The 25,252-nt window shown below is 70.9% G+C and carries 21 protein-coding genes and 2 tRNA genes; 11 read left to right on the plus strand and 12 right to left on the minus strand.

The window, feature by feature from the left end; all coding sequences use genetic code 11:
- Positions 1–123 precede the first annotated feature (123 nt).
- Together ACIOEW_RS01730 and pepN are read right to left on the minus strand one after the other, a co-directional pair.
- Positions 124–1,191 carry a hypothetical protein gene (locus ACIOEW_RS01730; RefSeq protein WP_401960425.1) on the minus strand — a complete coding sequence of 356 codons (1,068 nt, stop codon included), beginning with the start codon at positions 1,189–1,191 and terminating at the stop codon, positions 124–126.
- Positions 1,192–1,491: 300 nt separating this feature from the next.
- Complete coding sequence (pepN, locus tag ACIOEW_RS01735) at positions 1,492–4,089, minus strand: aminopeptidase N (RefSeq protein WP_401960428.1); 2,598 nt, start codon at positions 4,087–4,089, stop codon at positions 1,492–1,494.
- 134 nt (positions 4,090–4,223) lie between these two features.
- On the opposite strand from pepN, the gene ACIOEW_RS01740 reads away from it, so the two are divergent.
- A complete protein-coding gene (locus tag ACIOEW_RS01740; RefSeq protein WP_401960430.1) occupies positions 4,224–4,874 on the plus strand; it encodes a DsbA family protein in 651 nt (216 codons plus the stop codon).
- Positions 4,875–4,971: 97 nt separating this feature from the next.
- Here ACIOEW_RS01740 and ACIOEW_RS01745 read toward each other — a convergent pair whose 3' ends face one another.
- The gene (locus ACIOEW_RS01745; RefSeq protein WP_401960433.1) at positions 4,972–5,505 is read right to left on the minus strand and encodes a DUF4240 domain-containing protein; all 534 of its coding nucleotides are present in this window, start codon (positions 5,503–5,505) and stop codon (positions 4,972–4,974) included.
- A 128-nt stretch (positions 5,506–5,633) separates the two neighbouring features.
- Here ACIOEW_RS01745 and ACIOEW_RS01750 point away from each other — a divergent pair, with 128 nt between their 5' ends.
- From ACIOEW_RS01750 to ACIOEW_RS01760, 3 genes are all read left to right on the plus strand, one after another.
- Positions 5,634–7,004, plus strand: a complete 1,371-nt coding sequence (locus ACIOEW_RS01750; protein WP_401960435.1) for an MFS transporter — start codon at positions 5,634–5,636, stop codon at positions 7,002–7,004.
- A complete protein-coding gene (locus ACIOEW_RS01755) occupies positions 6,994–8,457 on the plus strand; it encodes a pyridoxal phosphate-dependent decarboxylase family protein (protein WP_401960437.1) in 1,464 nt (487 codons plus the stop codon). The genes ACIOEW_RS01750 and ACIOEW_RS01755 overlap by 11 nt, the downstream gene beginning before the upstream one ends.
- Before the next feature lie 168 nt (positions 8,458–8,625).
- Positions 8,626–9,516, plus strand: coding sequence for a DUF4232 domain-containing protein (locus ACIOEW_RS01760; RefSeq protein ID WP_401960439.1), 891 nt, complete (start codon positions 8,626–8,628; stop codon positions 9,514–9,516).
- A gap of 47 nt (positions 9,517–9,563) precedes the next feature.
- Here the strand turns inward: ACIOEW_RS01760 and ACIOEW_RS01765 are convergent, their stop codons facing one another.
- From ACIOEW_RS01765 to ACIOEW_RS01775, 3 genes are all read right to left on the minus strand, one after another.
- The gene (locus tag ACIOEW_RS01765) at positions 9,564–10,529 is read right to left on the minus strand and encodes an aldo/keto reductase (protein WP_401961496.1); all 966 of its coding nucleotides are present in this window, start codon (positions 10,527–10,529) and stop codon (positions 9,564–9,566) included.
- A gap of 222 nt (positions 10,530–10,751) precedes the next feature.
- On the minus strand, positions 10,752–11,393 hold the full coding sequence (locus ACIOEW_RS01770; protein WP_362540643.1) for a superoxide dismutase: 642 nt from the start codon (positions 11,391–11,393) through the stop codon (positions 10,752–10,754).
- Positions 11,394–11,583: 190 nt separating this feature from the next.
- On the minus strand, positions 11,584–13,005 hold the full coding sequence (locus ACIOEW_RS01775; protein ID WP_401960442.1) for an amino acid permease: 1,422 nt from the start codon (positions 13,003–13,005) through the stop codon (positions 11,584–11,586).
- A 391-nt stretch (positions 13,006–13,396) separates the two neighbouring features.
- On the opposite strand from ACIOEW_RS01775, the gene ACIOEW_RS01780 reads away from it, so the two are divergent.
- Complete coding sequence (locus ACIOEW_RS01780) at positions 13,397–13,993, plus strand: biotin transporter BioY (RefSeq protein WP_148018696.1); 597 nt, start codon at positions 13,397–13,399, stop codon at positions 13,991–13,993.
- Here ACIOEW_RS01780 and ACIOEW_RS01785 read toward each other — a convergent pair.
- Both ACIOEW_RS01785 and ACIOEW_RS01790 read right to left on the minus strand, forming a co-directional pair.
- Complete coding sequence (locus ACIOEW_RS01785; protein WP_401960445.1) at positions 13,974–15,281, minus strand: FAD-binding oxidoreductase; 1,308 nt, start codon at positions 15,279–15,281, stop codon at positions 13,974–13,976. The two genes, ACIOEW_RS01780 and ACIOEW_RS01785, sit on opposite strands and share 20 nt — an antisense overlap.
- A gap of 87 nt (positions 15,282–15,368) precedes the next feature.
- Positions 15,369–16,829, minus strand: a complete 1,461-nt coding sequence (locus ACIOEW_RS01790; protein WP_401960447.1) for an amino acid permease — start codon at positions 16,827–16,829, stop codon at positions 15,369–15,371.
- Between the two features lie 231 nt (positions 16,830–17,060).
- Between ACIOEW_RS01790 and ACIOEW_RS01795 the strand changes: the two genes are divergently transcribed.
- A complete protein-coding gene (locus ACIOEW_RS01795) occupies positions 17,061–17,549 on the plus strand; it encodes a ribose-5-phosphate isomerase (protein WP_148018694.1) in 489 nt (162 codons plus the stop codon).
- 99 nt (positions 17,550–17,648) lie between these two features.
- Positions 17,649–18,458, plus strand: coding sequence for an Fpg/Nei family DNA glycosylase (locus tag ACIOEW_RS01800; protein WP_401960450.1), 810 nt, complete (start codon positions 17,649–17,651; stop codon positions 18,456–18,458).
- A gap of 7 nt (positions 18,459–18,465) precedes the next feature.
- On the opposite strand, the gene ACIOEW_RS01805 is transcribed toward ACIOEW_RS01800, so the two are convergent.
- Positions 18,466–19,698 carry a GNAT family N-acetyltransferase gene (locus ACIOEW_RS01805; RefSeq protein WP_362540659.1) on the minus strand — a complete coding sequence of 411 codons (1,233 nt, stop codon included), beginning with the start codon at positions 19,696–19,698 and terminating at the stop codon, positions 18,466–18,468.
- A 105-nt stretch (positions 19,699–19,803) separates the two neighbouring features.
- Here ACIOEW_RS01805 and ACIOEW_RS01810 point away from each other — a divergent pair, with 105 nt between their 5' ends.
- Positions 19,804–20,949 (plus strand): PP2C family protein-serine/threonine phosphatase, encoded by a 1,146-nt coding sequence (locus ACIOEW_RS01810; protein WP_362540662.1) that lies wholly within the window; start codon positions 19,804–19,806, stop codon positions 20,947–20,949.
- 52 nt (positions 20,950–21,001) lie between these two features.
- Here the strand turns inward: ACIOEW_RS01810 and ACIOEW_RS01815 are convergent, their stop codons facing one another.
- Positions 21,002–22,165 (minus strand): cation:proton antiporter, encoded by a 1,164-nt coding sequence (locus ACIOEW_RS01815; RefSeq protein ID WP_401960455.1) that lies wholly within the window; start codon positions 22,163–22,165, stop codon positions 21,002–21,004.
- A gap of 169 nt (positions 22,166–22,334) precedes the next feature.
- On the opposite strand from ACIOEW_RS01815, the gene ACIOEW_RS01820 reads away from it, so the two are divergent.
- Positions 22,335–22,820 carry an HD domain-containing protein gene (locus ACIOEW_RS01820; RefSeq protein ID WP_401960458.1) on the plus strand — a complete coding sequence of 162 codons (486 nt, stop codon included), beginning with the start codon at positions 22,335–22,337 and terminating at the stop codon, positions 22,818–22,820.
- A gap of 91 nt (positions 22,821–22,911) precedes the next feature.
- Here ACIOEW_RS01820 and ACIOEW_RS01825 read toward each other — a convergent pair whose 3' ends face one another.
- Positions 22,912–24,063 carry an acyltransferase family protein gene (locus ACIOEW_RS01825; RefSeq protein WP_401960460.1) on the minus strand — a complete coding sequence of 384 codons (1,152 nt, stop codon included), beginning with the start codon at positions 24,061–24,063 and terminating at the stop codon, positions 22,912–22,914.
- A gap of 489 nt (positions 24,064–24,552) precedes the next feature.
- Between ACIOEW_RS01825 and ACIOEW_RS01830 the strand changes: the two genes are divergently transcribed.
- A complete protein-coding gene (locus tag ACIOEW_RS01830) occupies positions 24,553–24,747 on the plus strand; it encodes a hypothetical protein (RefSeq protein ID WP_123471025.1) in 195 nt (64 codons plus the stop codon).
- 181 nt (positions 24,748–24,928) lie between these two features.
- Here the strand turns inward: ACIOEW_RS01830 and ACIOEW_RS01835 are convergent.
- A tRNA-Gly gene (locus ACIOEW_RS01835) sits at positions 24,929–25,002 on the minus strand.
- A gap of 166 nt (positions 25,003–25,168) precedes the next feature.
- Here ACIOEW_RS01835 and ACIOEW_RS01840 point away from each other — a divergent pair.
- A tRNA-Pro gene (locus ACIOEW_RS01840) sits at positions 25,169–25,245 on the plus strand.
- Positions 25,246–25,252 lie beyond the last annotated feature (7 nt).

Raw genomic sequence — 25,252 nt, forward strand, 5'->3', positions numbered from 1 at the left:
TTTCGTAAATGACAGGGGTTTGTGGAGAGTTGTGAGGGGCGAGTTATGGACATGGCGGACTTCCGCCAATGGGGCCGAAGCGTCACGTGGGACGAAACGGTTGATACGCGGCGTGCGGGGGCCTCACCTGGGCAGGATCATCACGTACGCGGCCGGTTCACGGTCGGCCGCCGCCATCAGTGCCGTCCGGACGACGGCCGCCTGCTGCTCCCTCGCGTCACGAAGTCTCTTCGGCGTGAGGTTGACGACGGTGACGCCGAGCCGTTCCAGGTGCTCGCGCCGGGCGGCGTACGCGGACCACTCGGCCTCGTGCTCCTGCTGGCGGTGGGGGTCGTCGAGACGGCTGTGGCGCGGGGCCCTGGTGTCCAGTTCCACGGCGACCGCCTCCTCGGGCCAGTAGGCGTCGACGGCACCCAGGTGCGGACCGCCGGGCAGCCGAAGGTCCACGTTCCACAGTGGCTCCGGGAGCCCGTGGGTCCGCACCATGTCGTACAGCCGCTCCTCCGCGAGTGCCCGGCCCTCGGCGAGCAGGGAGTCCACGGCGTTCACCACCTGGGGCCGGCCGAGCACCTTGGCCCGGTTCAGCTCGCCGACCAGGACGGCGGGTTCGCAGTGGCCGCCGCGGACCGCCTCGGTGAGCAGCCGGCGCACGGCATGGGCGTCCGTGAGACCTGCGACGGCGTCCGCCAGGGCGCGGGCCACCGGAGCCACCGGCATCCCGTCCAGCTGCTCGGGCCGCGGCAGCTCCGACGTCCGCACCAGACGGACGTACCGGACCGACCGCAGCCGTCGGCTGCGGGGCACCAGCACGTCGATGCGGTCCGTGGAGACGGCGGGGGGCGCGGCGGCGAAGCCGTACAGCGAGAGCGCGGCCAGGCCGGTGATCATCGCCTCGCCGTATCCGGCGTCCGCACCGCCGACCCGCGCGGGCCCGCTCCGCCGCCCGGAGGCCGGCGGCCGTCCCGCGTACAGCAGGGCCGATCGCAGCCGCTCCCGGCCGCTGAGCGGCCCCGGGTGCAGCACGAAGACGCCGGGCAGCGGCTGCTGCCACGGCCCACCGGTCCGGCACTGCTCGCCGGCCCGTGCGGGGGAGACCCCGCGGGCCTTCAACTGGGCGGCGGACAGGACACGTTGCCGGACGTCGGAGGTGATGCGGAGGTGGCAGGGGGAGAGCGGGGTGTTCTGGGTCATGCTCCGGTGTATCCCGCCGGCGGCCGGGGCCTAACCCCTGTTACAGGCCCGTCGACATTCCAGGACAACGCCGTCCTAAAGTACGGACGTTCGACTGCCGAAAAGGTCCGACCCGCCGGGGATTATGAGCCGGTCACCGGGGGCGCGCCCCAGCCCCTGAGCGCCGCACGCGCACGCCCTCAAGGGTTCCGATCCAGCCCGTCCGGCGACGCCCGGCCCGTCCGGCGTTTGAGGGCGGAACCCTCGCCGAGGTGACCGGCACCCCGGCGAGGGCGTCACACCGGACGGCCCGAATCGCCCTCAGACGGCTCCGCCGTCACACGCCTGAGCCCGCAGCCCCCGGGCCAGGTCGTCCCGGGCCTCGAGCACCAGCCGCCGCAGCGCAGGCGCCGCGTCCGCGTGCGCCGCCAGCCACTCGTCCGTCGCCTCCAGCGTGGCGGGATCGTCCTGAAGGGCCGGGAACAGGCCCTTCACCACGGCCATCCCGATCTGGATGGACCGCTCGGCCCACACCCGCTCGATCACCTCGAAGTACGTGCTCGCGTACGGTGCCAGCAGCTCCCGCTGCGACGACTGCTCGAACCCCGCGATCGTCGCCTCCACCAGCGCGTTGGACAGCGCGTCCGACTCCACGACGCCCGCCCATGCCTGCGCCTTGACCGCGGCCGACGGCCGCGAGGCCAGGCACCGCACCTGGTGGCGCTTGCCGGACGCCGTGTCGTCCCGGGCCAGTTCGGCGCCGATGGCCGCCTCGTCGGCCGCGCCGTGCGAGGCCAGCGGCGACAGGAACGCCCAGCGCAGCTCCTGGTCGACGTCGAGCCCGTCGATCCGGGCCGTGCCGGCGAGCAGCCCGGACAGCAGCTGGAAGTCCGTGTCCGATGCGGCGACCGCCGCGAAGAAGCGGGCCCAGGCCAGCTGGTGCTCACTGCCCGGTGCGGCGAGCCGCAGCTCGCGCAGCGCGCCCTCGGCCAGCGCCCGGCCGCCCTCCTCGCGCCACGCGGGCGCCGCGTAGTGCACCAGCGCGGTCCGGGTCCAGGCGTGCAGCATCTGGAGCACACCGATGTCCGTCTCCCGGCCGGAGAAGGCCAGGACCAGCGAGACGAAGTCGCGGGCCGGCATCAGCCCGTCCCGGGTGAGGTTCCACAGCGCGGACCAGCACAGCGCCCGCGCGAGCGGGTCCGTGATGTCGCCCAGATGCGTCCGGAGCGTGGCCAGCGACACCTCGTCGAAGCGGACCTTGCAGTACGTCAGGTCGTCGTCGTTGACGAGGACCAGCTCGGGCCGCTCGGCCCCGGCCAGCTCCGTGATCACGGTGCGCGGTCCCGCCACGTCCGCCTCGGCCCGGGCGTAACGCACCAGATCGCCGTCGGGCGTGCGCCGGTACAGGCCGACCGCGACCCGGTGCGGGCGCAGCTCCGGGTGGGACTCGGCGGCCTCCTGGAGGACCGCCAGTTCGGTGATCCGGTCCGCGGCGTCATAGGTCGCCACCGGGGTCAGCGAGTTGACACCGGCGGTCTGCAGCCAGGAGCGCGACCACGAGGTCATGTCCCGCCCGGACGTCTCGGCCAGCACCGACAGCAGGTCGCCCAGCTGCGTGTTGCCGTACGCGTGCTTCTTGAAGTAGCGCCGCGCGCCCTCCAGGAACGCGTCCCGCCCCGCGTACGCCACCAGCTGCTTCAGTACCGAGGCGCCCTTGGCGTACGTGATGCCGTCGAAGTTCAGCTTGGCGTCCTCCAGGTCACGGATGTCGGCCGTGATCGGGTGGGTGGACGGCAGCTGGTCGGCGCGGTAGGCCCAGGACTTGCGGTTGTTGGCGAAGGTGATCCAGCCGTTCTCGAACCGCGTGGACTCCACCATGGCGAAGACGCCCATGAAGTCGGCGAAGGACTCCTTGAGCCACAGGTCGTCCCACCACTGCATGGTGACGAGGTCGCCGAACCACATGTGCGCCATCTCGTGCAGGATGACGTTGGCCCGGCTCTCGTACGCCGCCTGCGTCACCTTGCCGCGGAAGATGTACTCCTCGCGGAACGTGACACAGCCGGGGTTCTCCATCGCGCCGAGGTTGTACTCGGGCACGAACGCCTGGTCGTACTTGCCGAACGGGTACGGGTAGTCGAAGTAGTCGTGGAAGAAGTCCAGTCCCTGCTTGGTGATCAGGAAGACGTCGTCGGCGTCGAAGTGCCGGGCGAGCCCCTTGCGGCACATCGCGCCGAGTGGGATGTCCAGCGTCGTGCCGTCGTCGAACGTACGGCTGTAGGAGTCGGTCACGTAGTGGTACGGACCGGCGACGACCGCCGTGATGTACGTCGAGATCGGCTTCGTCTCGGCGAACCGCCACACCCCGCCCTCGCGGGACTCCTCGGCGCCGTTGCTCCAGACCGTCCACTCCGCGGGGGCCGTCACCTGGAAGCGGAAGGGCGCCTTGAGGTCGGGCTGCTCGAAGTTGGCGAAGACGCGTCGCGAGTCCGCCGGCTCGTACTGCGTGTAGAGGTAGACCTCGCCGTCCTCGGGGTCGACGAAGCGGTGCATGCCCTCGCCGGTCCTGCTGTACGCGCACTGCGCGTCGACCACCAGGACGTGTTCGCCCTCCGGCAGGTCCGCCAGGGTCACCCGCACGCCGTCGAAGACGGCCGCCGGGTCCAGCGCGGTGCCGTCCAGGGTCACCGCGTTCACGGACGGGGCGATCAGATCGGCGAACGTCGTCGCTCCGGCACGCGCCGAGCGGAACCGGATCGTCGTCACCGAGCGGAAGGTCCGCGGACCGGAGGTCTGCTCGCCCTCCCCGTCGGGCCCACCGATCGCGGAACGGACGTCGAGCACGACGTCGTAACCGTCGACGGTCAGCAGCTCGGCCCGTTCACGGGCCTCGTCGCGGGACAGGTTCTCACCGGGCACGAGCACACTCCTTTGTGTCACCTTCGAATAATTTGATCCTCCCATGCCGCCTTCCGGCCACGCGTTCGGGAATGGCGGGGGCGCCCATCGGCGTTCTCGGTCACAGCATGCGATCGGCCCTCATGAGGAGAGAGATGTCTGACAACAGCACGGTGACCGGCAAGACCCCCGCCGATTTCTGGTTCGACCCGCTCTGCCCCTGGGCCTGGATGACCTCCCGCTGGATGCTGGAGGTGGAGAAGGTCCGCGACGTCGAGGTCCGCTGGCACGTGATGAGCCTGGCCGTGCTCAACGAGAACCGGCTGGACGAGCTTCCCGACGAGTACCGCGACATGCTCGAGAACAAGGCCTGGGGCCCGGTCCGCGTGGTGATCGCCGCCCAGCAGAAGCACGGCGACGACATCGTCGGCCCGCTCTACACCGCGCTCGGCACCCGATTCCACAACCAGGGCGAGGGCCCCACCCGCGAGGCGATCGTGGGCGCGCTGAAGGACGTCGACCTGCCGGTCGAGCTCGCGGAGTACGCCGACTCCGACGCGTACGACACCGAGCTGCGCGCCTCCCACCAGGAGGGCATCGACAAGGTCGGCCAGGACGTCGGCACCCCGGTCATCGCGGTGCCCGGCGCGGACGGCGAGCAGATCGCCTTCTTCGGTCCGGTCGTCACCCCCGCCCCGAAGGGCGAGGACGCGGCGAAGCTGTGGGACGGCACGCTCCTGGTCGCGTCGATCCCGGGCTTCTACGAGATCAAGCGGACCCGGACGCAGGGCCCGGTCTTCGACTGACCGTCTGACCGTCTTCGACCGACCGTCCTCGGGTGCGGGTGCGGGTGCGGGTGCGGGTGCGGGTGCGGGGGCCGGCCGGCCCCCCCACCCCGGCGTCTCACCCGTACAGCGCGTCCAGCCGGGGCAGCCGCTGCGCGATCTGTTCCGCGTCGTCGAAGTCGAAGCCCCAATCCGGGTCCAGCGCCGGATAGTCGATCGTGAACGAGGCCGGGGGCAGCTGCTCGCCCGTCGCCTCCTGGTACGCGTCCCACGCCACCCCGAGCACCCGCTCGCACTCCAGGTCGGCGCCCTCGGCCGCTGCCGCCCTGACCACCGGCAGTGAGGCCAGTGCGTCGGGGTCGGCCACCACCCGCTCGAACACCTCCCGGCCCTGCGCTATCAGCCAGGCCCGGAAGTAGTCGAAGCCGTCGTCCGAGCATCCGCCGTTGACCGTGTAGGCCGCGGCCCAGAGCGGCGCCCGGTAGGAAACCGCCATCAGGTCCCACAGCAGTTGCTGCGCGGCGAGGATGTCGTCCGCCGGCCGCTGGGCGAGCAGCGCCGCCATCCGCCCGGCCACGGCCCTGGCGTCGGCGGGGTCGACGACCAGGGTGCGCGCGTCGTCGATCAGCTTCCAGAATTCCTTGGTGTCCATGGGCCGAAGCATGCAGCAGGGGTATGACAACGGGCCTGGCCCGAACCGTGGCCGCCGCAGGCCGAGTTCACACGCCTGTCATACCGGACCCTTGCCGCGGGCTCGAACTCTCGTTCATGATCGGCGGCATGCCAGCCGACGCCCGCACGGCCCCGGAAGCGGAACCGGACACGGCCCCACGCCTGCCCCGCCGGGTCAGGATCGGCTACGGGCTCGGCTCGCTCTGTACGGGCACGTTCGCCACCGTGCCCGGACTGATCCTGCTCTACTACCTCACCGATGTGCTCGCCGTGCCCGCCGCCGTCGCGGGCGCCGCAGTGTTCCTGCCCAAGGCCTGGGACGTCCTGATCAATCCCCTGGTCGGTGCCGTCTCCGACCGCAGCCGGCTGCGCGGCGGTCCGCGCCGGCCCTTCCTGCTGATCGGCGCCTGCACCCTGCCCCCGCTCTTCGTGCTCCTCTTCGCCGCACCGCCGCTGCGCGGCGCGGCCGCCGCGGGCTACGTGGCGGCCCTGTTCCTGCTGGCCGCCACCGCCTACGCCGTCTTCCAGGTGCCGTACGTGACGATGCCCGCCGAGATGACCGAGGACCCGGACGAACGCCGCCGGATTCTCGGCTGGCGGGTCGCCTTCCTCGGCGTCGCCATCCTGCTCTCCGGGGCGCTCGCCCCCGCCATCGCGCACGCCGACGGGGACACCCCGGCGAGCTACCGGCTGATGGGCCTCGCGGTCGCCGTGCTCCTCGCCGTCGGCATGTTCGGCGCCTGGTTCACCACCCGCCGGGCCCCGGCCGTCGCCCGCAGCGAGGCCGAGCCTTCCCTGCGCGCCCAGCTCGCCGCCGCCCGCTCCAGCCGGCCGTTCCGCACCCTTGTCGCCATGTGGACGCTCCAGGCCCTCGCGATCGGCCTGATGCTCGCGGGCGTCCAGTACTTCGCCACGTACACCCTCGGCTCGGCCGGTGCCGTCACCCCGCTCTTCGCCTGCATGATCGGCCCGCTGGTGCTGTTCATGCCGCTGTGGAACCGGCTGGCCCGGCTCCGTTCCACCTCGTACGCCCAGTGGTGCGCATCCCTGCTCTACCTTGTGGGCGCCGTCGCGCTCGCCTTCACCCGGCAGGCGGGACCGGCCCTCGGCTATACGGCGGTCGCCGTCATCGGGATCGCCTACGCCGGGCTCCAGCTGCTGCCGCTCACCATGCTGGCCGACACCCTCGCCGACGACGTGGCCCGGACCGGGAAGCGGCGGGCCGCGACCTTCACCGGGCTGTGGACCGCAGCCGAGACCCTGGCCTTCGCGCTGGGTGCGGGGGCGTTCGCCCTGGTGCTGGCCGTGACCGGCTTCCGGTCCTCGGACGCCGGCCACCGGGTGGACCAGCCCGAGACGGCGCTGACGGGGATCACGCTCGGCATGAGCGTGATCCCCGCCGTCCTGGCCGCGGCGAGCCTCTGGCTGCTGCACCTGTACCGAGCCCCTCTCCAGGAAGAGCCCGCCCATGCCGACTGATCCCGCACCCGCCGTCCCCGCCGCGGACGTCCTCGCCGAACTCGCCGCCCTGCGAGGCGCCGACGCCCCCACCCGGGGCGGCCGGACGTTCGCGTACGTCTACGACGCGGGCCTGGAGGGCCTCGACGAGCTGGCCGCCGCCGCGTACAGCGCGTACGCGACCGTCAACGGCCTGGACCCCACGGTCTTCCCGAGCGTCGCCCGGCTGGAGAACGACGTGGTGGGGGCGGCGGCCGAGCTGCTGGGCGTGCCGGGTGCGCAAGGCACGTTCACCAGCGGGGGCACGGAGTCGATCCTGCTCGCGGTGAAGACCGCCCGCGACCACGCCAGGGCCGAACGCGGCGTGACCGAACCACAGTTGGTGCTGCCCTCCACCGCCCATGCCGCCTTCCACAAGGCGGCCCACTACCTGGGCCTGGAAGTGGTCGTGGTGCCCGTCGACCGGGCCACGTACCGGGCAGACGCCGACGCCGTGGCCGCTGCGATCACCTCGCGCACCGCCCTCGTCGTCGCCTCGGCCCCCTCGTACGCGCACGGCGTGATCGATCCCGTCGCCGAGATCGCGGCGGCCGCCGCCGAACGGGGCGTCCTGTGCCATGTGGATGCCTGCATCGGCGGCTGGCTCCTGCCCCATCTGCGGCGCGCGGGCCGGGAGATACCGCCGTTCGACCTCTCCGTGCCCGGTGTCACCTCGCTCTCCGTGGACCTGCACAAGTACGGCTACGCCGACAAGGGTGCGTCCGTGGTGCTCTACCGCGACGCGGAACTCCGCCGCCACCAGTACTTCGCCCATGCGGGCTGGCCCGGCTACCCCGTCGTCAACCCGACCGTCCAGGGCACCAAGTCCGCCGGACTGCTGGCCCAGGCGTGGGCGGTGCTGCGGTACGTCGGCGCGGACGGGTACACCGCGCTGGCGGGCCGGGTGGCCGAGGCGTCCGACCGGCTGCTCGCGGGGCTGCGCACCATGGGCGGCGTCAGGGTGCTCGGCGATCCCTCGGCCGGGCTCGTCGCCTTCACGCTCGTGGACGGACCGGACGACACCCCGGGCCTGAGCCTGCTGCTGCACCTGGCGGACGAGATGCGGGAGCGCGGTTGGTATCTCCAGCCGCAGCTCTCCTTCGACGGTCTGCCGCCCAACCTCCACCTCACCCTGACCCCGGCCACGGTCGGCCAGGTGGACGCCCTGCTCGCCGATCTCGCGACGGCGCTGCGCGCGGCCCGCGCCCTGCCCCCGGTCGCGGTGGATCCCGCCCTCGCCGAACTGGCCGCGGGGCTCGATCCGTCGAAGCTCGGGCCCGACGAGATCGAGGCGGTCCTGGCCTTCGCCGGGCTCACCGGCGACGGCGGACTGCCGACGCGGATGGCCCCGGTCCTGGTCCTCCTGGACGCGCTCCCCGGACCGCTGAAGGAACGGCTGCTCGCGGAGTTCGTGGGATCGGTCTTCCGGATCTGAGGGCCGGCCCCGGTGCTGTCGTCGGACTGCCGTCTGCCGCGCGATGCCTGGCCCGCACGCCCGCACGCCCGCACGCCCGCACGCCCCGGCCGCTGTTGTGACGCCACCGTGACGCGATATGTGACCTGGAGCACAGCCGCGGTGGGCGGCCCCTGATCTTCTGGGCGCATGCGTACCGCCACCCCTCTCGCCCTGTGTGCCGCCCTCGCGAGCACCGCGCTGCTCGCCGGATGCGGGACGGAGACGGCCGGCGGCTCGGGGACCCCTGCCGCCTCCGCCACGTGCGCGTCCGCCTCGCCCGTCGCCGATCCCTCGGGCCGGACGTGGGACAACGTGACCCTCGTCAACCGGCTCTGCGGCCCCTCCGGGGCTCCGGTCACCGAGTTCGAGGTCACCAACACCGAGAAGGAAGCGCTCACCTTCACCATCACGTTCGCCCTGATGAACGAGTCCGGTCAGGCCATGGACAACACCACGCGCACGGTCGAGTCGGTGAAGCCCGGCCAGACCGTGCGGCGCACCCTCGACACGGACGACGAACCGGTCGTGGCCCGGGAGAGGCCGGCCCGGATCATCAAGGTGCGCGCCGTCCCGGCGGACGAGGCGTCCTCCGGGTCCGGCACCTGCCCGCCCTCCGGTATCCGTGTCACGGCGGACCGGGGCGACGCCGCCATGGGCCTGCGCGTGGTGGGCCTCCACCTGCTCAACTGCGGCACCGCCGCCTACCGGGTCGAGGGGTATCCCGGGCTCCAACTGCTGGACGAGGGACGCGAGCCGGTGAGCGGCGTGCGGATCCTCCACGGCACCGACAAGATCTCCACCGGGATCGGCGGCGATGCCGCGCCCCGGCCCGTGACGCTGCAGCCGGGCGAGTCCGCGTACGCCAACCTGGCCTGGCGCAACACCACCGGCGCGGGCGACGCGGTGAACGCCCCGTACGCCAGGGTCACGGCGAAGGCCGGCGCCGCGGCCGTGACGGTGACCCCGGAACTCGACCTCGGGACCACGGGCCGGCTCGGCGTCGGTCCGTGGACGAAGGACGACACGGCGGCCCGGTGAGTGCCCTGGGGCGGGCGCCTGGCCGACGGCCGGCGCCCGCCCGTGGCTCAGGAGTAGAAGTTGCGCTGCCAGCGGTGCCCGGCCAGCACGGCGAGCTGGTCGGCGGTGAGCGGACGCCCGTCGCTCAGGGCGGTGTTGCGCTCCACATGGCGCACGCTGCGCATGCCGGGGATGACGGTGGAGACCGCCGGTGAACTCAGGACGAAGCGCAGCGCGTGCTCCGCGACCGCGTCCTGTTCGATGCCCAGGTCCGCGACGATCGCCGCCACCCGCCGCTCGACCTGGGCGGGGCGGTCGTCCCGGAAGTAGCGGTTGCGCCAGTCGCCTTCGGGAAACGTCGTGTCCGCAGTGATCCGGCCGGTCAGCCCGCCCTCGTCCAACGCGACCCGCACGATCACCCCGACGCCGTGCTCCTCGCAGGCCGGCAGCAGTTCGTCGGCCGGTGCCTGGTCGAACACGTTGTAGATGACCTGCACGCTGTCCACCGCGCCGCTGCGCACCAGCGCGAGCGCGCTCTCGGGCCGGTGGTCGTTGACGGAGACGCCGAACAGCCGGATCTTGCCCTCCCGCTTCAGCCCGGCGACCGTCTCCAGCCAGTCCCCGCGCCCCACCCACTCGTCGTTCCAGACGTGGAACTGCAGGACGTCGAAGTGGTCGAGGCCGGACGCCTTCAGGCTCGTCTCCACACTCGTACGGATGTGCTCGCCCGGGAACGCGTCGCCGGGATCCGTGCCGTCCGGTGCGGGCCACTTCCCGTTCCTCGGCGGCACCTTGGTCGCGACGAGCACCTCGTCATCGGCCCGCTCGCGCACGACCCGCCCCACGATGCGTTCGCTCTCGCCGTATCCGCGCGCCGTGTCGATGAAGTTCACGCCGAGGTCGACGGCCCGGTGGAGGGCCCGCACGGATTCGTCCTCCGTCGCGCCCACCCAGCTGGACTCACCGATGCCCCAGGCGCCGTAGCCGATCTCGGACACCGACAGTCCACTGCGTCCCAGGTCGCGGTAGCGCACAGTCATCCCCCATGTGGTGGTTCCGGTACCGGCCGGAGCTGTTTCCCCGGGCCGGAGACCAGATCGACGATAGGCGAGCCGGGCGGCTGGGGCAGGTGGATTTCCCGTAGGACAAAGGGGTCCCCGCCTGTCATGTCCAGGCGGGGACCCCTCCTTCGTCCGCCTGCCCGGTGAAGGTTGAGAAGACGATCACGAGGCAGGACGTTCTCGGTGTGCCGGGGGTCAGGGGGCGAGCAGCAGGACGTCGGCGCGCTCCTTGGCGGCCGCGTACCGCTTCGCCACGTCCTGCCAGTTGACGACGCGCCACATCGCCTCGATGAAGTCGACCTTCTGGTTCTTGTACTGGAGGTAGAAGGCGTGCTCCCAGGCGTCGAAGACCAGGACCGGGACCGAGCCCTGGCCCACGTTGCCCTGGTGGTCGTAGACCTGCTCGACGATCAGCTTGCCGCTGACCGGCTCGTACGCGAGGACGCCCCAGCCGGAGCCCTGCGTGGTGGCCGCGGCCTTCGTCAGCTGGGACTTGAAGCCCGCGAAGGAGCCGAACGAGTCGGTGATCGCGTCCGCGAGGCCGCCGACACCGTCCGCGGCCAGGGGTTCGCCGCCGCCGTCACCGGTCATGTTGTGCCAGTAGATCGAGTGCAGGATGTGGCCGGAGAGGTGGAACGCGAGGTTCTTCTGGAGCCCGTTGATCGCCCCCCAGGCCTCCTTGTCCCGTGCCTCCTCCAGCTGCTCCAGGGTGTCGTTCGCGCCCTTGACGTACGCGGCGTGGTGCTTGTCGTGGTGGAGCTCGATGATCTGCGGATTGATGACCGGTTCGAGCGCCGCGTAGTCGTACGGGAGTTCCGGAAGCGTGTACGTGGCCATGGTTCGAACCCTCCAGCTGCTGCCCAGTTGTTATTGCAAACTATATGCAGGAGCAGGCTAACAGCAGGAGTGACTGAGGGCGGATCAGCCCTTCGGCGTAGGACCATGGCCTCGCACCCGCTCGGGCGCACGCGAAAACGCCGGGCGGGCCGGAATGATCCGGCCCGCCCGGCGTTCTCTGCGTACCGGGTTACTTGTCCGTCGCCGCCGCGGAACGCCGCTGCCGTACGACTCCGACCGCGATCAGGGCCGCCGTCAGTACGCCCGTCGCCACCAACTGGTCGCGGGTGTCGGGCTGGCGGAGCATCAGGACGAAGATGCCGGCCATCGCGAGGAGCGCCACCACCGTCAGGCCCGGGAAGAGCCACATCCGCACCACCAGCTTCTCGGGCGCCTCGCGCTCCATCCGGGCGCGCAGGATCAGCTGGGAGACCGCGATGAAGATCCAGACGACCAGGATCACCGCGCCGATCATGTTGAGCAGCCAGGGGAACACGTCGTCCGGGCGCCAGTAGCTCAGCAGTACGCACAGGAAGCCGAACACCGACGAGACCAGGACAGCCGTGCGCGGCACACCGGAGGTGACCCGGCCGAGCCGTTTCGGACCCTGGCCGCGGGCGACCAGGGAGCAGGCCATGCGGGAGGCGCCGTAGATGTTGGCGTTCATCGCCGAGAGCAGGGCCACCAGGATGACCACGTTCATGATCTCCGCCGCGCCGTGGATACCGAGGTGGTCAAGGGCCGCGTAGAACGGACCCACCTCCACCACCTTCGGGTCGTCCCACGGGACCAGCGTGACGATGACCGCCATCGAGCCGACGTAGAACAGCGCGATCCGCCACATCGCCGTCCGCACGGCCTTCGCGACGCCCTGCACCGGGTTCTCGGACTCCGCGGCGGCGATGGTGACGGTCTCCAGGCCGCCGTACGCGAAGACGGAGGCGAGCAGCCCGATGACCAGGCCCTCGGATCCGTTCGGCATGAAGCCGCCCTCACCGCTGAGGTTGGCGGTGCCCGGGGCGTCCGTGCCCGGGAGGACCCCGAGGACCGCCAGCACGCCCAGCACCAGGAACAGCGTGATCGCGGCGACCTTGAGCGCGGCGAACCAGAACTCGAACTCACCGAACTTCGTCACCGAGGCCAGGTTCGTCCCCAGGAACACCACCATGAACAGTGCCACCCAGGCCCACTCCGGGGTCCCGGGCAGCCAGCCGGTGACGATCTTGGCGGCGCCGATGCCCTCGAGGCCGACGGCCACACAGAGCAGCACCCAGAAGGCCCAGCCCGCCGTGAACCCCGCCCACGGCCCGATGGCCCGCTCGGCGTGGACGGAGAACGAACCGGAGGCGGGATTGGCAGCCGACATCTCGCCGAGCATGCGCATCACGAGCATGACCAGCAGGCCGGAGACGGCGTAGGCGATGACGATCGACGGCCCCGCGGCGGCGATGCCCGCCCCGGAGCCGACGAACAGTCCGGCGCCGATGACACCGCCGAGGGCGATCATCGACAGGTGGCGCTGCTTGAGTCCGTGGGTGAGGGCCGAGTCGCCTCCGGTGCCGGAGGCGACAGCCGGAGAGCCTGTGGGGGGAGGCGCGGAGGTCCGAGACATGGACGAGCTCTGTTCGGTCGGTGAGACGGGGGGACGTGTACACAGTCTGAACACGCGCCCCGGTCACGGGGAACCGCCGTCCGCTATACGGGCACCAGGCTCACACACCGCGCGCACCCGGCCGCGCGGGACCGGTCGCCGCCATGAACGGTCGTTTTAGAGGGAATTCACAGTACGGACTCATCCGCCCCTCCCGGCCGGGGGTGGCGCTGTCTGCCATCACCTCAGTGATGAGCGTCACGCCCCGATGTGATTGCGGGCCCCGCTTTGTGTGAATCCCACCAATCCTCCAACCACCGCTTTGTGGGCCGCTGATGGTGATCAGGCGATACTCCGTCGGCTAACGTCAGGCTCAGTCTGTCCCCACCTGCCCTCACCCCGCGGAGTCCCGATGAGCACTGCTGCCGCCGCCCCCGTCCGTACCGGAGCGGTCCTCGCCGATCTGCTGCCCGCCGCCCGGCACCGCTACGCCGTGGACACCGCTCTGGTGCTCGGCGGCGCCGCGCTGACCGGCATAGCGGCCCAGATCGCCGTCCCGGTCCCCGGCTCCCCGGTCCCGGTCACCGGCCAGACCTTCGCCGCGCTCCTGGTCGGCACCGCGCTCGGCGCCCGCCGCGGCTTCCTGGCCCTCGCCGTGTACGCACTCGTCGGCATGGCCGGCATGCCGTGGTTCTCCGCAGGCAGCTCCGGCGCGGGCGGTGCCTCCTTCGGCTACGTGCTCGGCATGCTGCTCGCCGCCACCGTCGTCGGCGGCCTCGCCCGCCGCGGCGGCGACCGCTCCGTGCTGCGCACCGCGGGCACGATGGTGCTCGGCTCGGCGATCATCTACGCGGTCGGCGTGCCCTACCTGGCGCTGTCCACCGGCATGTCGGCGAGCGCCGCGATCGCGGCCGGTCTGACTCCGTTCCTGCTCGGCGACGCGCTGAAGGCCGCGCTCGCCATGGGCGCGCTGCCCGCGTCCTGGAAGCTCATCGGCCGTCGCGGCTGACGCCACCGCTTCCGTAAGCGCCTCCGAAGAGGCTCGCCGGGTCGTATCGCGACACCAGACCGGCGAGCCTCTTCTGCGTCTCCGGGCCGTGGAGGCCCTCGGTGCGGTCCCCGCCGCCGAAGGAGAAGTTGAGCGAACGGCCGACGACCAGCGGCCCCAGGACCGCGGCCACCTGCTCATACAGCGCCCGGACCGACGGCACGTCCGTACCGGCGAGCGGCGACAGCAGCCGGAGCAGGAAGCCGGCGTCCCGGTACGGCACGGCACTGTCCGGGTCCGGCGCGGCGGCCAGGGCGCCGCCCAGATGATTGAGCTGCACCACGGTCATCATCGGTGCCGTCCGGCCGGTCAGCTCCAGCACCCGCGCCGCACGTCCGGGATCGATCCCGCTCAGCATCAGCCCGTCCCCGTAGTAGGCGTGCGGGAACGGCGGATCGCTGTGGATGGTGTGGCTGTCGGGGTAAGGCATCTCCCGCAGTGAGTCCGCCAGTGCGGGTCCGATCGCCCGCAGCGGTGCGACGAGGCGCTCGCCCTCGGCCGCGGAGCCGGTGTACGCGACCCGCACCGAGATCACGTACCGGCCGCGCAACTCCTGCGGCACCTGAGGGATGTCCGGGTACACGAGCGCGCCGGCCGAGGAGGTCAGGGCCGTTGGCACGGACCGGGTCCACTCCAGGTAGCGCCGGAGCACCTCCGCACCGGCCTCCCCGTCCCCGTCGAAGGCGATCGAGCCGCCGTACAGCCGGGCCACCGGGACCAGCCCGGTCTCCATCCCCGTCACCACGCCCAGCCGGTGCCCGCCGCCGCGCAGCCCCCAGAACAGCTCCGGCTCGTCCTCGGCGGTGACCTGGCGCAGCACCCCGTCCCCGGTCACGACGTCGAAGGAGCGGACCGCATCGGCGGCGTAGCCGAACTCCCGGGCCAGCACGCCGAGACCTCCGCCGAGCGTGTACGAGACGGCCCCGACACCGGGGGCGGAGCCGTTCAGCGGGGCGAGCCCGTGCGGAGCGGCGGCCTCGATCACCTGGCCCCAGGTCACGCCCGCGCCGATCCGGGCGGTGCGGCGCACCGGATCGACCAGGACGGAGTCCATCCGCCGGGTGTCGATCAGGACTCCGCCCTCGACGGGGCCCGGCAGCCCGTGCCCGGTGGCGTGGACGCCGACCCGGAGCCGGTCACGGGCGGCCCGGGCCACCGCGGTCCGTACGTCCTCGGCCCCGGCGGCCTCGACGACGAGGTCCGGGCGAATCGCGAAACCGGTCTGGTATCCGGTGGGGGCGGCAGTCATGGCGGAGGCTCTCCAGTCGCTCGCTCGATGCGCTTGCGAGGGAGAGCCTCCCCGTCATACCTGACAACAGCCGTCAGGTATGGATGATCAGCTTCCGGTGGACCCGGCCGGCGTACCGCTCCGGCGCCTGCGCGCCTCCCGGACCAGTGAGACGGCCACCACCAGCACCGCGACCAGCAGCGAGAGCAGCACCTGCTCGCGACCGGCGTCATCCGTGAGCATGTAGACCAGCACGAACGAGATCATCGCGATGGTCGCCCAGGTCAGATACGGGAAGAGCCACATCCGCACGACGAGCTTCTCGGGGGACTCGCGCAGGATGATCCCGCGCATCCGCAGCTGGGTGAAGCAGATGACCAGCCAGACGAAGAGGGCGACCGCGCCGGAGGAGTTCAGCAGGAACGCGAAGACGGTGTCGGGCCACTGGTAGTTGAAGAAGACGGCGACGAAGCCGAAGACGACGGAGGAGAGGATCGCCGCCTGCGGCACGCCCCGCTTGTTGGTCCGGGCGAACGCCTTGGGGGCGTCGCCGCGGCCGCCGAGCGAGAACGCCATCCGGGAGGCCGTGTAGAGGCCGGAGTTGAGGCAGGACAGCACGGCCGTCAGCACGATGACGTCCATCACCTGGCCGGCGTGCGGGATGCCGATGACGTCGAGCGCGGCGACGTAGCTGCCCTTTTCGAGGATCGACGGGTCGTTCCACGGCAGCAGCGTCAGCACGATGAAGATCGAGCCCAGGTAGAAGACGGCGATCCGCCAGATGACGCTGTTGGTGGCCTTCTGGACGGCGCGCTGCGGGTTCTCCGACTCGCCGGCCGCCAGCGTCACGATCTCGCTGCCCATGAAGGAGAAGACGACCATCAGCACCCCGGTGAGGATCGCGCCCGGACCCTCCGGGAAGAAGCCGCCGGTGTCGGTGAGGTGGGCGAGCCCCGATCCGGCGTGGTCCGATCCGGGCAGCACGCCGAAGACGGCGAGCAGACCGACGATCACGAACGCGCCGATCGCGACCACCTTGATCCCGGCGAACCAGAACTCGAACTCGCCGTACGAACCGACCGAGACCAGGTTCGTCGCGGTCAGCACCAGCATCACGATCAGGGCCCAGCCCCACTGCGGTACGCCCGGTACCCAGCCCTCCAGGATCTTGGCACCCGCCGTGGCCTCGACGGCGAGCACCACGACCCAGAAGAACCAGTACAGCCAGCCGATCGAGAAACCGGCCCAGCGGCCCAGCGCCTGGTCGGCGTAGGTGGAGAAGGAGCCCGATGCGGGGCGGGCGGCCGCCATCTCGCCGAGCATCCGCATCACGAAGACGACCATCAGGCCGACCAGTGCGTACGACAGCAGAATGGCCGGTCCGGCGGCGGCGATGCCGGCCCCGGAGCCCACGAACAGGCCCGCCCCGATCACACCGCCGATCGCGATCATCGAGAGGTGACGGTTCTTGAGACCGGCCTGGAGCCCGCCCTGGGACTCCGTCCGGTCCGAACGGTCCGGCCCGTCGGGCTGTTGGCCCGGCCCTGCCAGAGTCGTCTGCGACGTCATGGATCGAATCCTTACGTTTTCGGATCACTCGGTTGCGTTGCCGGCCGCCCCGCGGTGGCGGAGGGGCAAGCGATGCATTGAAGCCCGATGAACCCCGAAAGCGGAACCCCCTCTTCCGGTTCGTTGACCGGATCGTTGCCTCAGTGGCGTTGCGCACACAGGGCCCGCACATCAGAGGCACACCGCACCCCGTCGTCGGCTACCCGGCGTCACTCGTGCCACACTCCTCCCATGCGCGTGTACCTCGGATCCGACCATGCCGGTTACGAACTCAAGAACCACCTCGTCGAGTGGCTCAAGGCACAGGGCCACGAAGTCGTCGACTGCGGTCCCCACATCTATGACGCCCAGGACGACTACCCGCCGTTCTGCCTGCGTGCCGCCGAGAAGACGGCCGCGGACCCGGACAGCCTCGGAATCGTGATCGGTGGTTCGGGCAACGGCGAGCAGATGGCCGCGAACAAGGTCAAGGGCGTCCGCGCCGCACTCGCCTGGAGCGAGCAGACCGCCGCGCTGGGCCGCGAGCACAACAACGCCAACGTGATCTCCATCGGCGGCCGGATGCACACGGCCGAGGAGTCCACCAAGTTCGTCGAGATCTTCCTCTCCACCCCGTACTCGGGCGAGGAGCGGCACACCCGCCGCATCGAGATGCTCACGGCGTACGAGAACACCGGCGAGCTCCCCCCGATCCCGGCCCACCACCCGCAGCAGGGCTGACCGCCCCACCCACTCCGTGCCGCCGGCAGCCCCGGCGGCACAGCCATGTCCGCCCCGCCCAGCCCCACACCTCTCACCTCACCGAGGAGAACCGCAGCCGTGCCCGAGGGACACACCATCCACCGCCTCGCGGAGGACCACCGGGACCGGTTCGCCGGGTGGCCGGTGCGGGTGAGCAGCCCGCAGGGAAAGTTCTCCGACAGCGCGGCCCTGCTCGACGGCCGGGTGCTGGACGGGGCGGACGCCCACGGCAAGCACCTCTTCCTCGGCTTCCGGGACACCGGCTGGGTCCACATCCACCTCGGCCTGTTCGGCAAGCTCGGATTCGGTACGGTCCCCGCCCCGCCGCCCACCGACACGGTCCGGCTGCGCATCCTGAACGACGAGCACCACGCGGATCTGCGGGGCCCCACCACCTGCGCCCTGATCACCGACGCCGAGAAGCGCGCGATACACGACCGGCTGGGCCCCGACCCGCTGCGCCCCGGTGACGACGGCGAGCGGGCCTGGCAGCGGATCTCCCGCAGCCGGATCACCGTGGCGGCCCTGCTGATGGACCAGAAGGTCGTCGCGGGCGTGGGAAACGTGTACCGCGCCGAGGTGCTGTTCCGGCACGGCATCGACCCGTACCGGGCCGGCAGGGACCTCACCCGCCGCGAGTGGGACGCGATCTGGGCGGACCTGGGCGCGCTGATGCGCGAGGGCGTGCGGAACAACCGCATCGACACGGTGCGTCCCGAGCACCTGCCCGAGGCCATGGGCCGCCCGCCGCGCGTGGACGACCACGGCGGCGAGGTGTACGTCTACCGGCGCGCCCGCCGGTCCTGCCACATCTGCGGTACGGAGATCCGCACGGCTGACCTGGCAGCCCGGAACCTGTTCTGGTGTCCGGGGTGCCAGTCCGCCTGACAGTGCCCTAGAACCCCCGCGGCAGCCACGGCGCCACGTCGGACAGGAACGCCGACGACGCCTCCGTCACCGCACCGGCCCGCAGCTCGCGCACCCGTCCGGCCTGGGCCAGCGAGACCAGTGCCTCACCGCCCAGATACGCGCAGCCCAACTCCCGTACCGACAGCGCCAGATCAGCCGCGTCCTCGGTGCGCTTGCACGACGCGCCACCCTTCGCGTCGACCGTCAGCCGCCAACGCCCCTCGTTCCAGGGGCAGAAGGTGTCCTCGACCTCGAACACCACGTCCAGTGGGCCCCGGTAGGTCCGCGCCTCCAGCGCGGCGCCCACGTCCACCAGACGTACATGGAGTGAGTCCCGCAGCCGGATGTCGCACCGCCGCACGTCCGACACCAGATGCAGTACGGCGTCGTCCGCCGGCCTGTTCCGTGCCTCGACCGTCGATGTCAGGTCGATCCCGAACAGGAACTGCCACAGCGCCGCGTACGCCGCCGGGTCCAGCGCCGCCAGATCGCTCACCACGATGCGCCCCTTGGGGCCCGCATTCTCCCATTCCGGCTTGATGTGGTAATTCGTATAGCCGACGAGTTCGCCGTCACGTTCCGCCAGCAGGCACTGCAGCGCAGAGCCGCCCTCGCGTGAACTCGCCGGATCGACCAGCGACTTGCGCTCCCAGCCGGGACCGTGGGCCGGGGTGCCGGGCCGGCCCGGCACCAGCCTCGCGTACACGCTCTCGCACGCCGCGACCGCCTCGTCCTCGCGCGCGTACCGCAGCCGGACCTCGTCCGTGCCCTCGGGCACGCTCAGCCGCACCCGGTCCGTGTCGATCGCCAGCGACATCTGACGGGTCGCCGCCCCGTACCCGAACCGGCCGTAGATCGCCGGCTCCGACGCCGTCAGCAGGGCAACCGGCTCACCCAGCGCCCGTACGTCGTCGAGCTGGCGGCGCATCATCGCGGTCAGCAGGCCGCGCCTGCGGTGGGTGGACGCGACGCTCACCATCGTGACCCCGGCCGCCGGCACCAGCGCCCCGCCGGGCACGGCCACCCGGAAGCTGAACGCACCCGCCGTCGCGACCACGTCGTCGCCGTCCCAGATTCCGATCGACCGCTCGTACTCGGTCACGGACTGATACTGCTCCCGCTGCTCGGCGGGCTCCTGGGCCCCTCCGAACGCGAGCTCCAAGGACGAGAACCACTTGTTCCATTCGGAAGGCTGCAAAACGCGGAGCTCTGTTGTCATATGCCATCCCTACCAGGGCTTTCGCAGCGAGGCGAGTCGTTTTCGAACGCATTGTCACAGGGGTCCCCCTGCACCGGAGCCCGCAGGGTGGATAAGGTCCCCGCAATGGCCCGACGCGCAGGAGCAGAGAGATACCCGGCCCGATGGCGGAAATCGGCACACCGGGTACGCACCACGCTGCGCAGGTCCGGGGTCGACTACTTCCGCGGGGACGGATCGGACTGGATCGCCCTGGCCGGGCTGCTGCTGACCATCCCGGCGATCACCTGCGCCACCCTGTGGAACCCGGTGTGGTGCTCGCCCACCATGCTCGTCCTGCCGATCGTCGCCGGCGGACTGCTGCTGCGGCCCGCCAGCCTGCTCGGCCTGTACGCGACCGCCGCCGCGGCCCTGATCGTGGAGTCCCTCTGGCTCGGTCCGTACGAGGACGGCCCGGCCCGGGTCACCCCCGGCACCGTGCTGGCGGTCGCCGCCTGCGGATTCCTGGGCCTGATCCTCGCCCAGTTCCGTGCCAGGGTCGGCGTTCCGTGGCGGCGCGGCGGCACCATGCTCTTCGACCTGCGCGAACGCATCCGGGTCCAGAGCGCGCTGCCCCGCCTCCCGCAGGGCTGGCACCGCGAGATGTCGCTGCGCCCGGCGGGCGGCCAGTCCTTCTCCGGGGACTTCGTCGTCGCGGCCCGCACCAACGGCGGCCGCACGCTGGAGGCCGTACTCACCGACGTCTCCGGGAAGGGCATGGACGCGGGCTCCCGGGCACTGCTGCTCTCCGGTGCCTTCGGCGGACTCCTCGGATCGCTGCCGCCGCACGGCTTCCTGCCCGCGGCCAACGGCTATCTGCTGCGCCAGGACTGGGACGAGGGCTTCGCCACCTCGATCCACCTGGTCCTGGACCTGGAGTCCGGTGACTACGAGCTCCTCTCGGCAGGCCATCCGCCCGCCCTCCAGCTCCACGCCGGCAGCGGTCAGTGGGAGGAGATGGCGGCGGAGGGCCCGCTGCTGGGGGTGTACGACGGGGCGGAGTTCGACGCCGTCAAGGGGCATCTGGCCCCCGGTGACGTGCTGATGCTGTTCACCGACGGGCTGGTGGAGGCCTCCGACCGTGACATCGCGGAAGGCATCGACCGGCTGACGGGCGAGGCCGACCGCTATGTCACCACGGGCTTCGAGGGCGCGGCCTGGCACCTCATCGAGGCCTGCGCCAAGGACGTCAACGACGACCGGGCACTGCTGCTGCTGTCACGCAGATCCTGAACCGTGCACAACCGGCTCGAACCGGACGCACGTCAACGCAGCCGGGTACACGTCACCGGATCGGGAGCGGAATCGCCTCGCGCCCGCCGGGCAGCAGCCGGGCCAGCCAGTGCGAGCGCCCGGCAGCCAGGGGTGCCAGGACCGCGAGGACGAGCACATAGCCCGCGATGAACGGGGAGAGCCGTTCGTCCAGCCCCGCGCCCGCCGCCATCGTGGCGAGGATCAGGGCGAACTCGCCGCGCGCCACCAGGGTCGTGGAGATGTTCGCCGTGGCCTGCGGGCCGAACGCGTACACCTTCGCGGCGGCGAGCCCGGCCACGACGTTCATGGCGAGGGTCACCGCCACGGCGGCCAGTACCGGCCACAGCACGGTCGGCAGGTCGCCCGGGTTGATGGAGAGGCCGAAGGCGAAGAAGAAGATCGCGCCGAAGGCGTCGCGCAGCGGATGGACCAGCTTGAGGATGCGGGTCCCCGAGGTCGTGCTGCCGAGCATCAGGCCCACCATGAAGGCGCCGATGGCGTCAGCGACGCCGAACCACTCGGAGATGCCGGCCACGAGGACGGCGGCGCCGAGGAAGGAGATGACGAGGAGTTCGTCGTCCCGGGTGTTGATGAGCTTGCCGATGACCTTGGTGCCGAACCGGGCGGCGAGCGCGAGGATCAGCAGGAATCCGAAGGCCTTGCCGCCGTCGACCGCGGCCGATGCGAGGCTGTCGGCGCCCGAGAGGATGGGCTGGAGGGCTGCCAGGTACAGGGCGAGGAACACGTCCTCGACGACGATGATGCCGAGGATCGGTTTGGTCTCCGGATTGCCGATGCGGCCGAGGTCCACCAGGACCTTGGTGACGATGGCCGACGACGAGATGCCGAGCACCCCGGCGAGGACCAGCGCCTCCGAGGTGCCCCAGCCGAGCGCGAAGCCGAACCCGAGCCCGGCGCCGACGTTCAGGGCGAGGTAGGCGCCGCCCGCGACGGCCATCTTGCGGCCGCCCGCTTTGAGGTCGTCGAGGTGGAACTCCAGGCCGAGGTAGAAGAGCAGCAGCACCAGGCCGAGTGCGGAGAGCATCTCCAGGTCGTGCGGGTCGGCGACGAGAACGATGCCGGGGGTGTGCGGGCCGAGCAGGATCCCCGCCAGGATGAACAGCGGGATGGTCGGCAGTCCGATACGGCTGCCGACGCGGGCGAGGACGGCGGCGGCGAGGAAGGCGCCGCCCATGGCTATGAGCGTGTCTGCGTGTCCGATGAGCTTGTCCTTCGTCAGGTCAAGAGAGCGTCAAGAAATCGTCAGTAATTAGTTTACCGAACGATTGACGCTGCAACTATGACCGTCGGTGGGCTCTCGGTGAAGGGCAGGCAACGAGGGCGGCGCCTCGTAGGGTCGGGCCATGACGGCATCACGCGCACAGCTGACCCTGACCGAAGTCGAGGCCATCGCCCGCGAGGCCCATGCCGCGCAGCGGGACAAGGCGGGCAGGCCGTACAGCGAGCACCTTGCGGCCGTCGCCGAGGGGGTGCGGGCCCGGGGCGGCAGCAACGAACAGATCGCCGCGGCCTGGCTGCACGACGCGGTCGAGGACGACGCGCTGTCGGAGCAGTGGCTGGCCGGGGCCGCGCTGCCGCAGAAGGTCAAGGACATGGTCCTCGCCGTCACCAAGCGGGACGGCGAGGACCTGCCGGCGTACTCCCGGCGCATCCTGGCCACGCCCGGCGCCCTGCTGATCAAGGAGGCCGACCTCGCGCACAACGCCGACCCGGCCCGCCTCGCGGCGCTGGAGCCGGCGACCCGTACCCGGCTGACCGAAAAGTATGCGCTGGTACGGGAGCTGCTCGGGCTCACCGTCCCGCAACCGTCCGCCGAACAACGGGATTGAGCCAACACGTCGGAGCCCGGCCCGCGAACGGGCCGGGCTCCGACGTGTCCGGGTGCCTGACGGCGGTGTTCTGCTCTCCGAGGTGTTCCGCTCAGAGCTTCGCGGACTCCCGCCGGAACGCCCAGTTCATGTCCGGCTCGGTCACGCACCGCAGGACTCGCCGTACCGGCGGCGTGCACATCAGAGTCACCCCGGCCGAGGCGACGACGGTGACCAGCACCAGACCGGCCGGCGAGACCAGCCAGTCGTTCCGGTCGATGAGCCCGGAGTACTCGACGCCCTTCACCATGAACCCGTGCAGCAGATAGCCGCAGATCGTGCCGGCTCCGAGCACCGTGAACCACATGTGGCGCCTGGGGACCCATGACAGGAACCCGGCGGTGAGCAGCACCGCTCCACCGAACAGCAAGAGCGTCATGAGCACGCCCGCCCACCAGGGTGCGTCCAGGTCCTGGGCGGAGTAGTCACGCAGGAACCAGTCCGTCGTGATCCGCGGCGCCACCCAGTAGGCAAGGGCCAACGCCCCGGCGAACAGCGGCAAGGACAGCAGGCGCACCTCACGGCGTCGGACCAACTGGAAGTGCTCGGGCTTGAGTTGGAGGCCGAGAACAAAGAACGGCAGAAACTGCAGTACGCGCGGCAGGTCGAGGTGCTCGGTGATCCCGGGGGTGACCGATGCGAGCACGGCGATGACGAGGGAGACCGTCAGCGGGTAGCGCATGCTGCGCCACAGCGGGGTGGTGAGCCGCCAGATGAACAGCGCGATCAGGAACCAGGCGAGGTACCACGGGTCGGTCAGGCTGATCGCGGCGTCGGACTCGCCGTTGGCGTACCGCCGGAACAGCGTGTAGGCCGTCTCGAACACCACGTACGGCACGGCGACGCCGGTGATCAGGCGCTTCGCCTTGGCCGGGCTCATGTCGAACGAGCGCGAGAAGTAGCCGGAGATGATGATGAAGGCCGGCATGTGGAAGGTGTAGGTCACCATGTACAGCGCCCGGGCCGCCCTGCTCCCTTCCATGACCGGCACCCATGAGTGAGCCACCGCGACCAGCACGATGGCCAGGTACTTGGCATTGTCGAAGTAGGCGTCACGCCTCTTCGAGGCAGCGTCCTTCGCAGGCCGGACCGGGGCCGGGGCGGGGCCGTCGTCCGTGATCACCACTGCTCGGGGTCTGGGCTCCGACTCCCGGGTCGCCGGTGGGAGCGTGGCCCTCTGAAATACGTTCGGAGCTTGGAACATCTCAGGCACCCTAGACGCCTCGATTGCAATTCGTAAAACCACCGTCGGATATTGCGTGTTCCCGTTCGATTAAATGTCAAACCATCGAAAACTGTCCGGTATGCCCGTGTTAATCCTGCTTAAATGGTGCATATCGGCAGGCAGTTGATCGCGGTCAATTACGTCTCGCCTCGGCATAGGAATTGCCTGTGAATGAACTGTGTGGATACGGAAACGATCACCGTTGCAATTTCCTGGCCGCAGAGGGTCTCCGCTGCTGGGCGCTCTGCCGGAGGGCCTGGTGCCGCACGGCCGGCGCTCGGTCCCGCCTCGTCAAGTGACCGGCGCGCAGGGGGCGCAGGGGGCGCAAGATGGCGCGATATCGACAGGTCGATTCCTCACCTGGCAGCGACCACAGGGGAGTTGGTGGCACGATGGATGCCAACGGAGGAGTGCGCGGCCGCACGCCTCCGGGCCGGCAAGGCGGACCGACCGAGGGTGTGAGCAGTCGTGGCCATTTCACTGTCCGTGGTGCTTCTTTTGGCGATCATCCTGGTGGTCCTGATCCGAGGTGGCTCCATCAAGGCCGGACCCGCGATCGTCGCGGTGCTCTTCGGCTTCTTCCTGGCATCGACCGGCATGGCGCCGTCGATCCAGAAGTTCATGGACTCGATAGCGCAGAGCATCAACCAGATCAGCTTCTGAACAGATCGGCTTCCGACGGATCAGCTGTCTGCCGGATCAACTGTCCGGCAGGTCAACTGTCCGTCGGGTCGGCCACTGGCCGGGGCCGCTCCGTGCGGGGGCGGCCGGAGCCGGCCGGGAACGCAGGAGGCCCGGTCCGGCGGACATCCCCGAGGGGATCCGCCGGGCCGGGCCCGAAGCATGGAGCGGGCGACGGGAATCGAACCCGCGTAGCTAGTTTGGAAGACTAGGGCTCTACCATTGAGCTACGCCCGCATGCAGCGCACCGCAGGTCACGGGGACCGCGGCACGAGAAGCATCGTAGCGGGTCGCGGCCGTTGTCCGCACACCTGATTGCGGCACGCGGCTCCGAGTCCGGCGGCGCCCGCGTAAAAGCGTCCGATGCACTGCCCGTCTGCATGTACCCTACGTGTCGCACCGACGGGGTGTGGCGCAGCTTGGTAGCGCGTCCGCTTTGGGAGCGGAAGGTCGTCGGTTCGAATCCGGCCACCCCGACCACCGGCAA

Source organism: Streptomyces sp. NPDC087901 (assembly GCF_044742205.1).
In the GTDB taxonomy this organism is placed as follows: Bacteria; Actinomycetota; Actinomycetes; order Streptomycetales; family Streptomycetaceae; genus Streptomyces.

Bases quoted from the DNA above. Each gene is read 5' to 3' on its own strand.
- ACIOEW_RS01825 (WP_401960460.1), bottom strand. From the start codon at position 24,063: ATGTTCCAAGCTCCGAACGTATTTCAGAGGGCCACGCTCCCACCGGCG.
- ACIOEW_RS01780 (WP_148018696.1), top strand. From the start codon at position 13,397: ATGAGCACTGCTGCCGCCGCCCCCGTCCGTACCGGAGCGGTCCTCGCC.
- ACIOEW_RS01790 (WP_401960447.1), bottom strand. From the start codon at position 16,829: ATGACGTCGCAGACGACTCTGGCAGGGCCGGGCCAACAGCCCGACGGG.
- ACIOEW_RS01805 (WP_362540659.1), bottom strand. From the start codon at position 19,698: ATGACAACAGAGCTCCGCGTTTTGCAGCCTTCCGAATGGAACAAGTGG.
- ACIOEW_RS01730 (WP_401960425.1), bottom strand. From the start codon at position 1,191: ATGACCCAGAACACCCCGCTCTCCCCCTGCCACCTCCGCATCACCTCC.
- ACIOEW_RS01785 (WP_401960445.1), bottom strand. From the start codon at position 15,281: ATGACTGCCGCCCCCACCGGATACCAGACCGGTTTCGCGATTCGCCCG.
- ACIOEW_RS01795 (WP_148018694.1), top strand. From the start codon at position 17,061: ATGCGCGTGTACCTCGGATCCGACCATGCCGGTTACGAACTCAAGAAC.
- ACIOEW_RS01815 (WP_401960455.1), bottom strand. From the start codon at position 22,165: ATGGGCGGCGCCTTCCTCGCCGCCGCCGTCCTCGCCCGCGTCGGCAGC.
- ACIOEW_RS01760 (WP_401960439.1), top strand. From the start codon at position 8,626: ATGCGTACCGCCACCCCTCTCGCCCTGTGTGCCGCCCTCGCGAGCACC.
- ACIOEW_RS01810 (WP_362540662.1), top strand. From the start codon at position 19,804: ATGGCCCGACGCGCAGGAGCAGAGAGATACCCGGCCCGATGGCGGAAA.
- ACIOEW_RS01775 (WP_401960442.1), bottom strand. From the start codon at position 13,005: ATGTCTCGGACCTCCGCGCCTCCCCCCACAGGCTCTCCGGCTGTCGCC.
- ACIOEW_RS01750 (WP_401960435.1), top strand. From the start codon at position 5,634: ATGCCAGCCGACGCCCGCACGGCCCCGGAAGCGGAACCGGACACGGCC.
- ACIOEW_RS01755 (WP_401960437.1), top strand. From the start codon at position 6,994: ATGCCGACTGATCCCGCACCCGCCGTCCCCGCCGCGGACGTCCTCGCC.
- ACIOEW_RS01770 (WP_362540643.1), bottom strand. From the start codon at position 11,393: ATGGCCACGTACACGCTTCCGGAACTCCCGTACGACTACGCGGCGCTC.
- ACIOEW_RS01740 (WP_401960430.1), top strand. From the start codon at position 4,224: ATGTCTGACAACAGCACGGTGACCGGCAAGACCCCCGCCGATTTCTGG.
- ACIOEW_RS01745 (WP_401960433.1), bottom strand. From the start codon at position 5,505: ATGGACACCAAGGAATTCTGGAAGCTGATCGACGACGCGCGCACCCTG.
- ACIOEW_RS01820 (WP_401960458.1), top strand. From the start codon at position 22,335: ATGACGGCATCACGCGCACAGCTGACCCTGACCGAAGTCGAGGCCATC.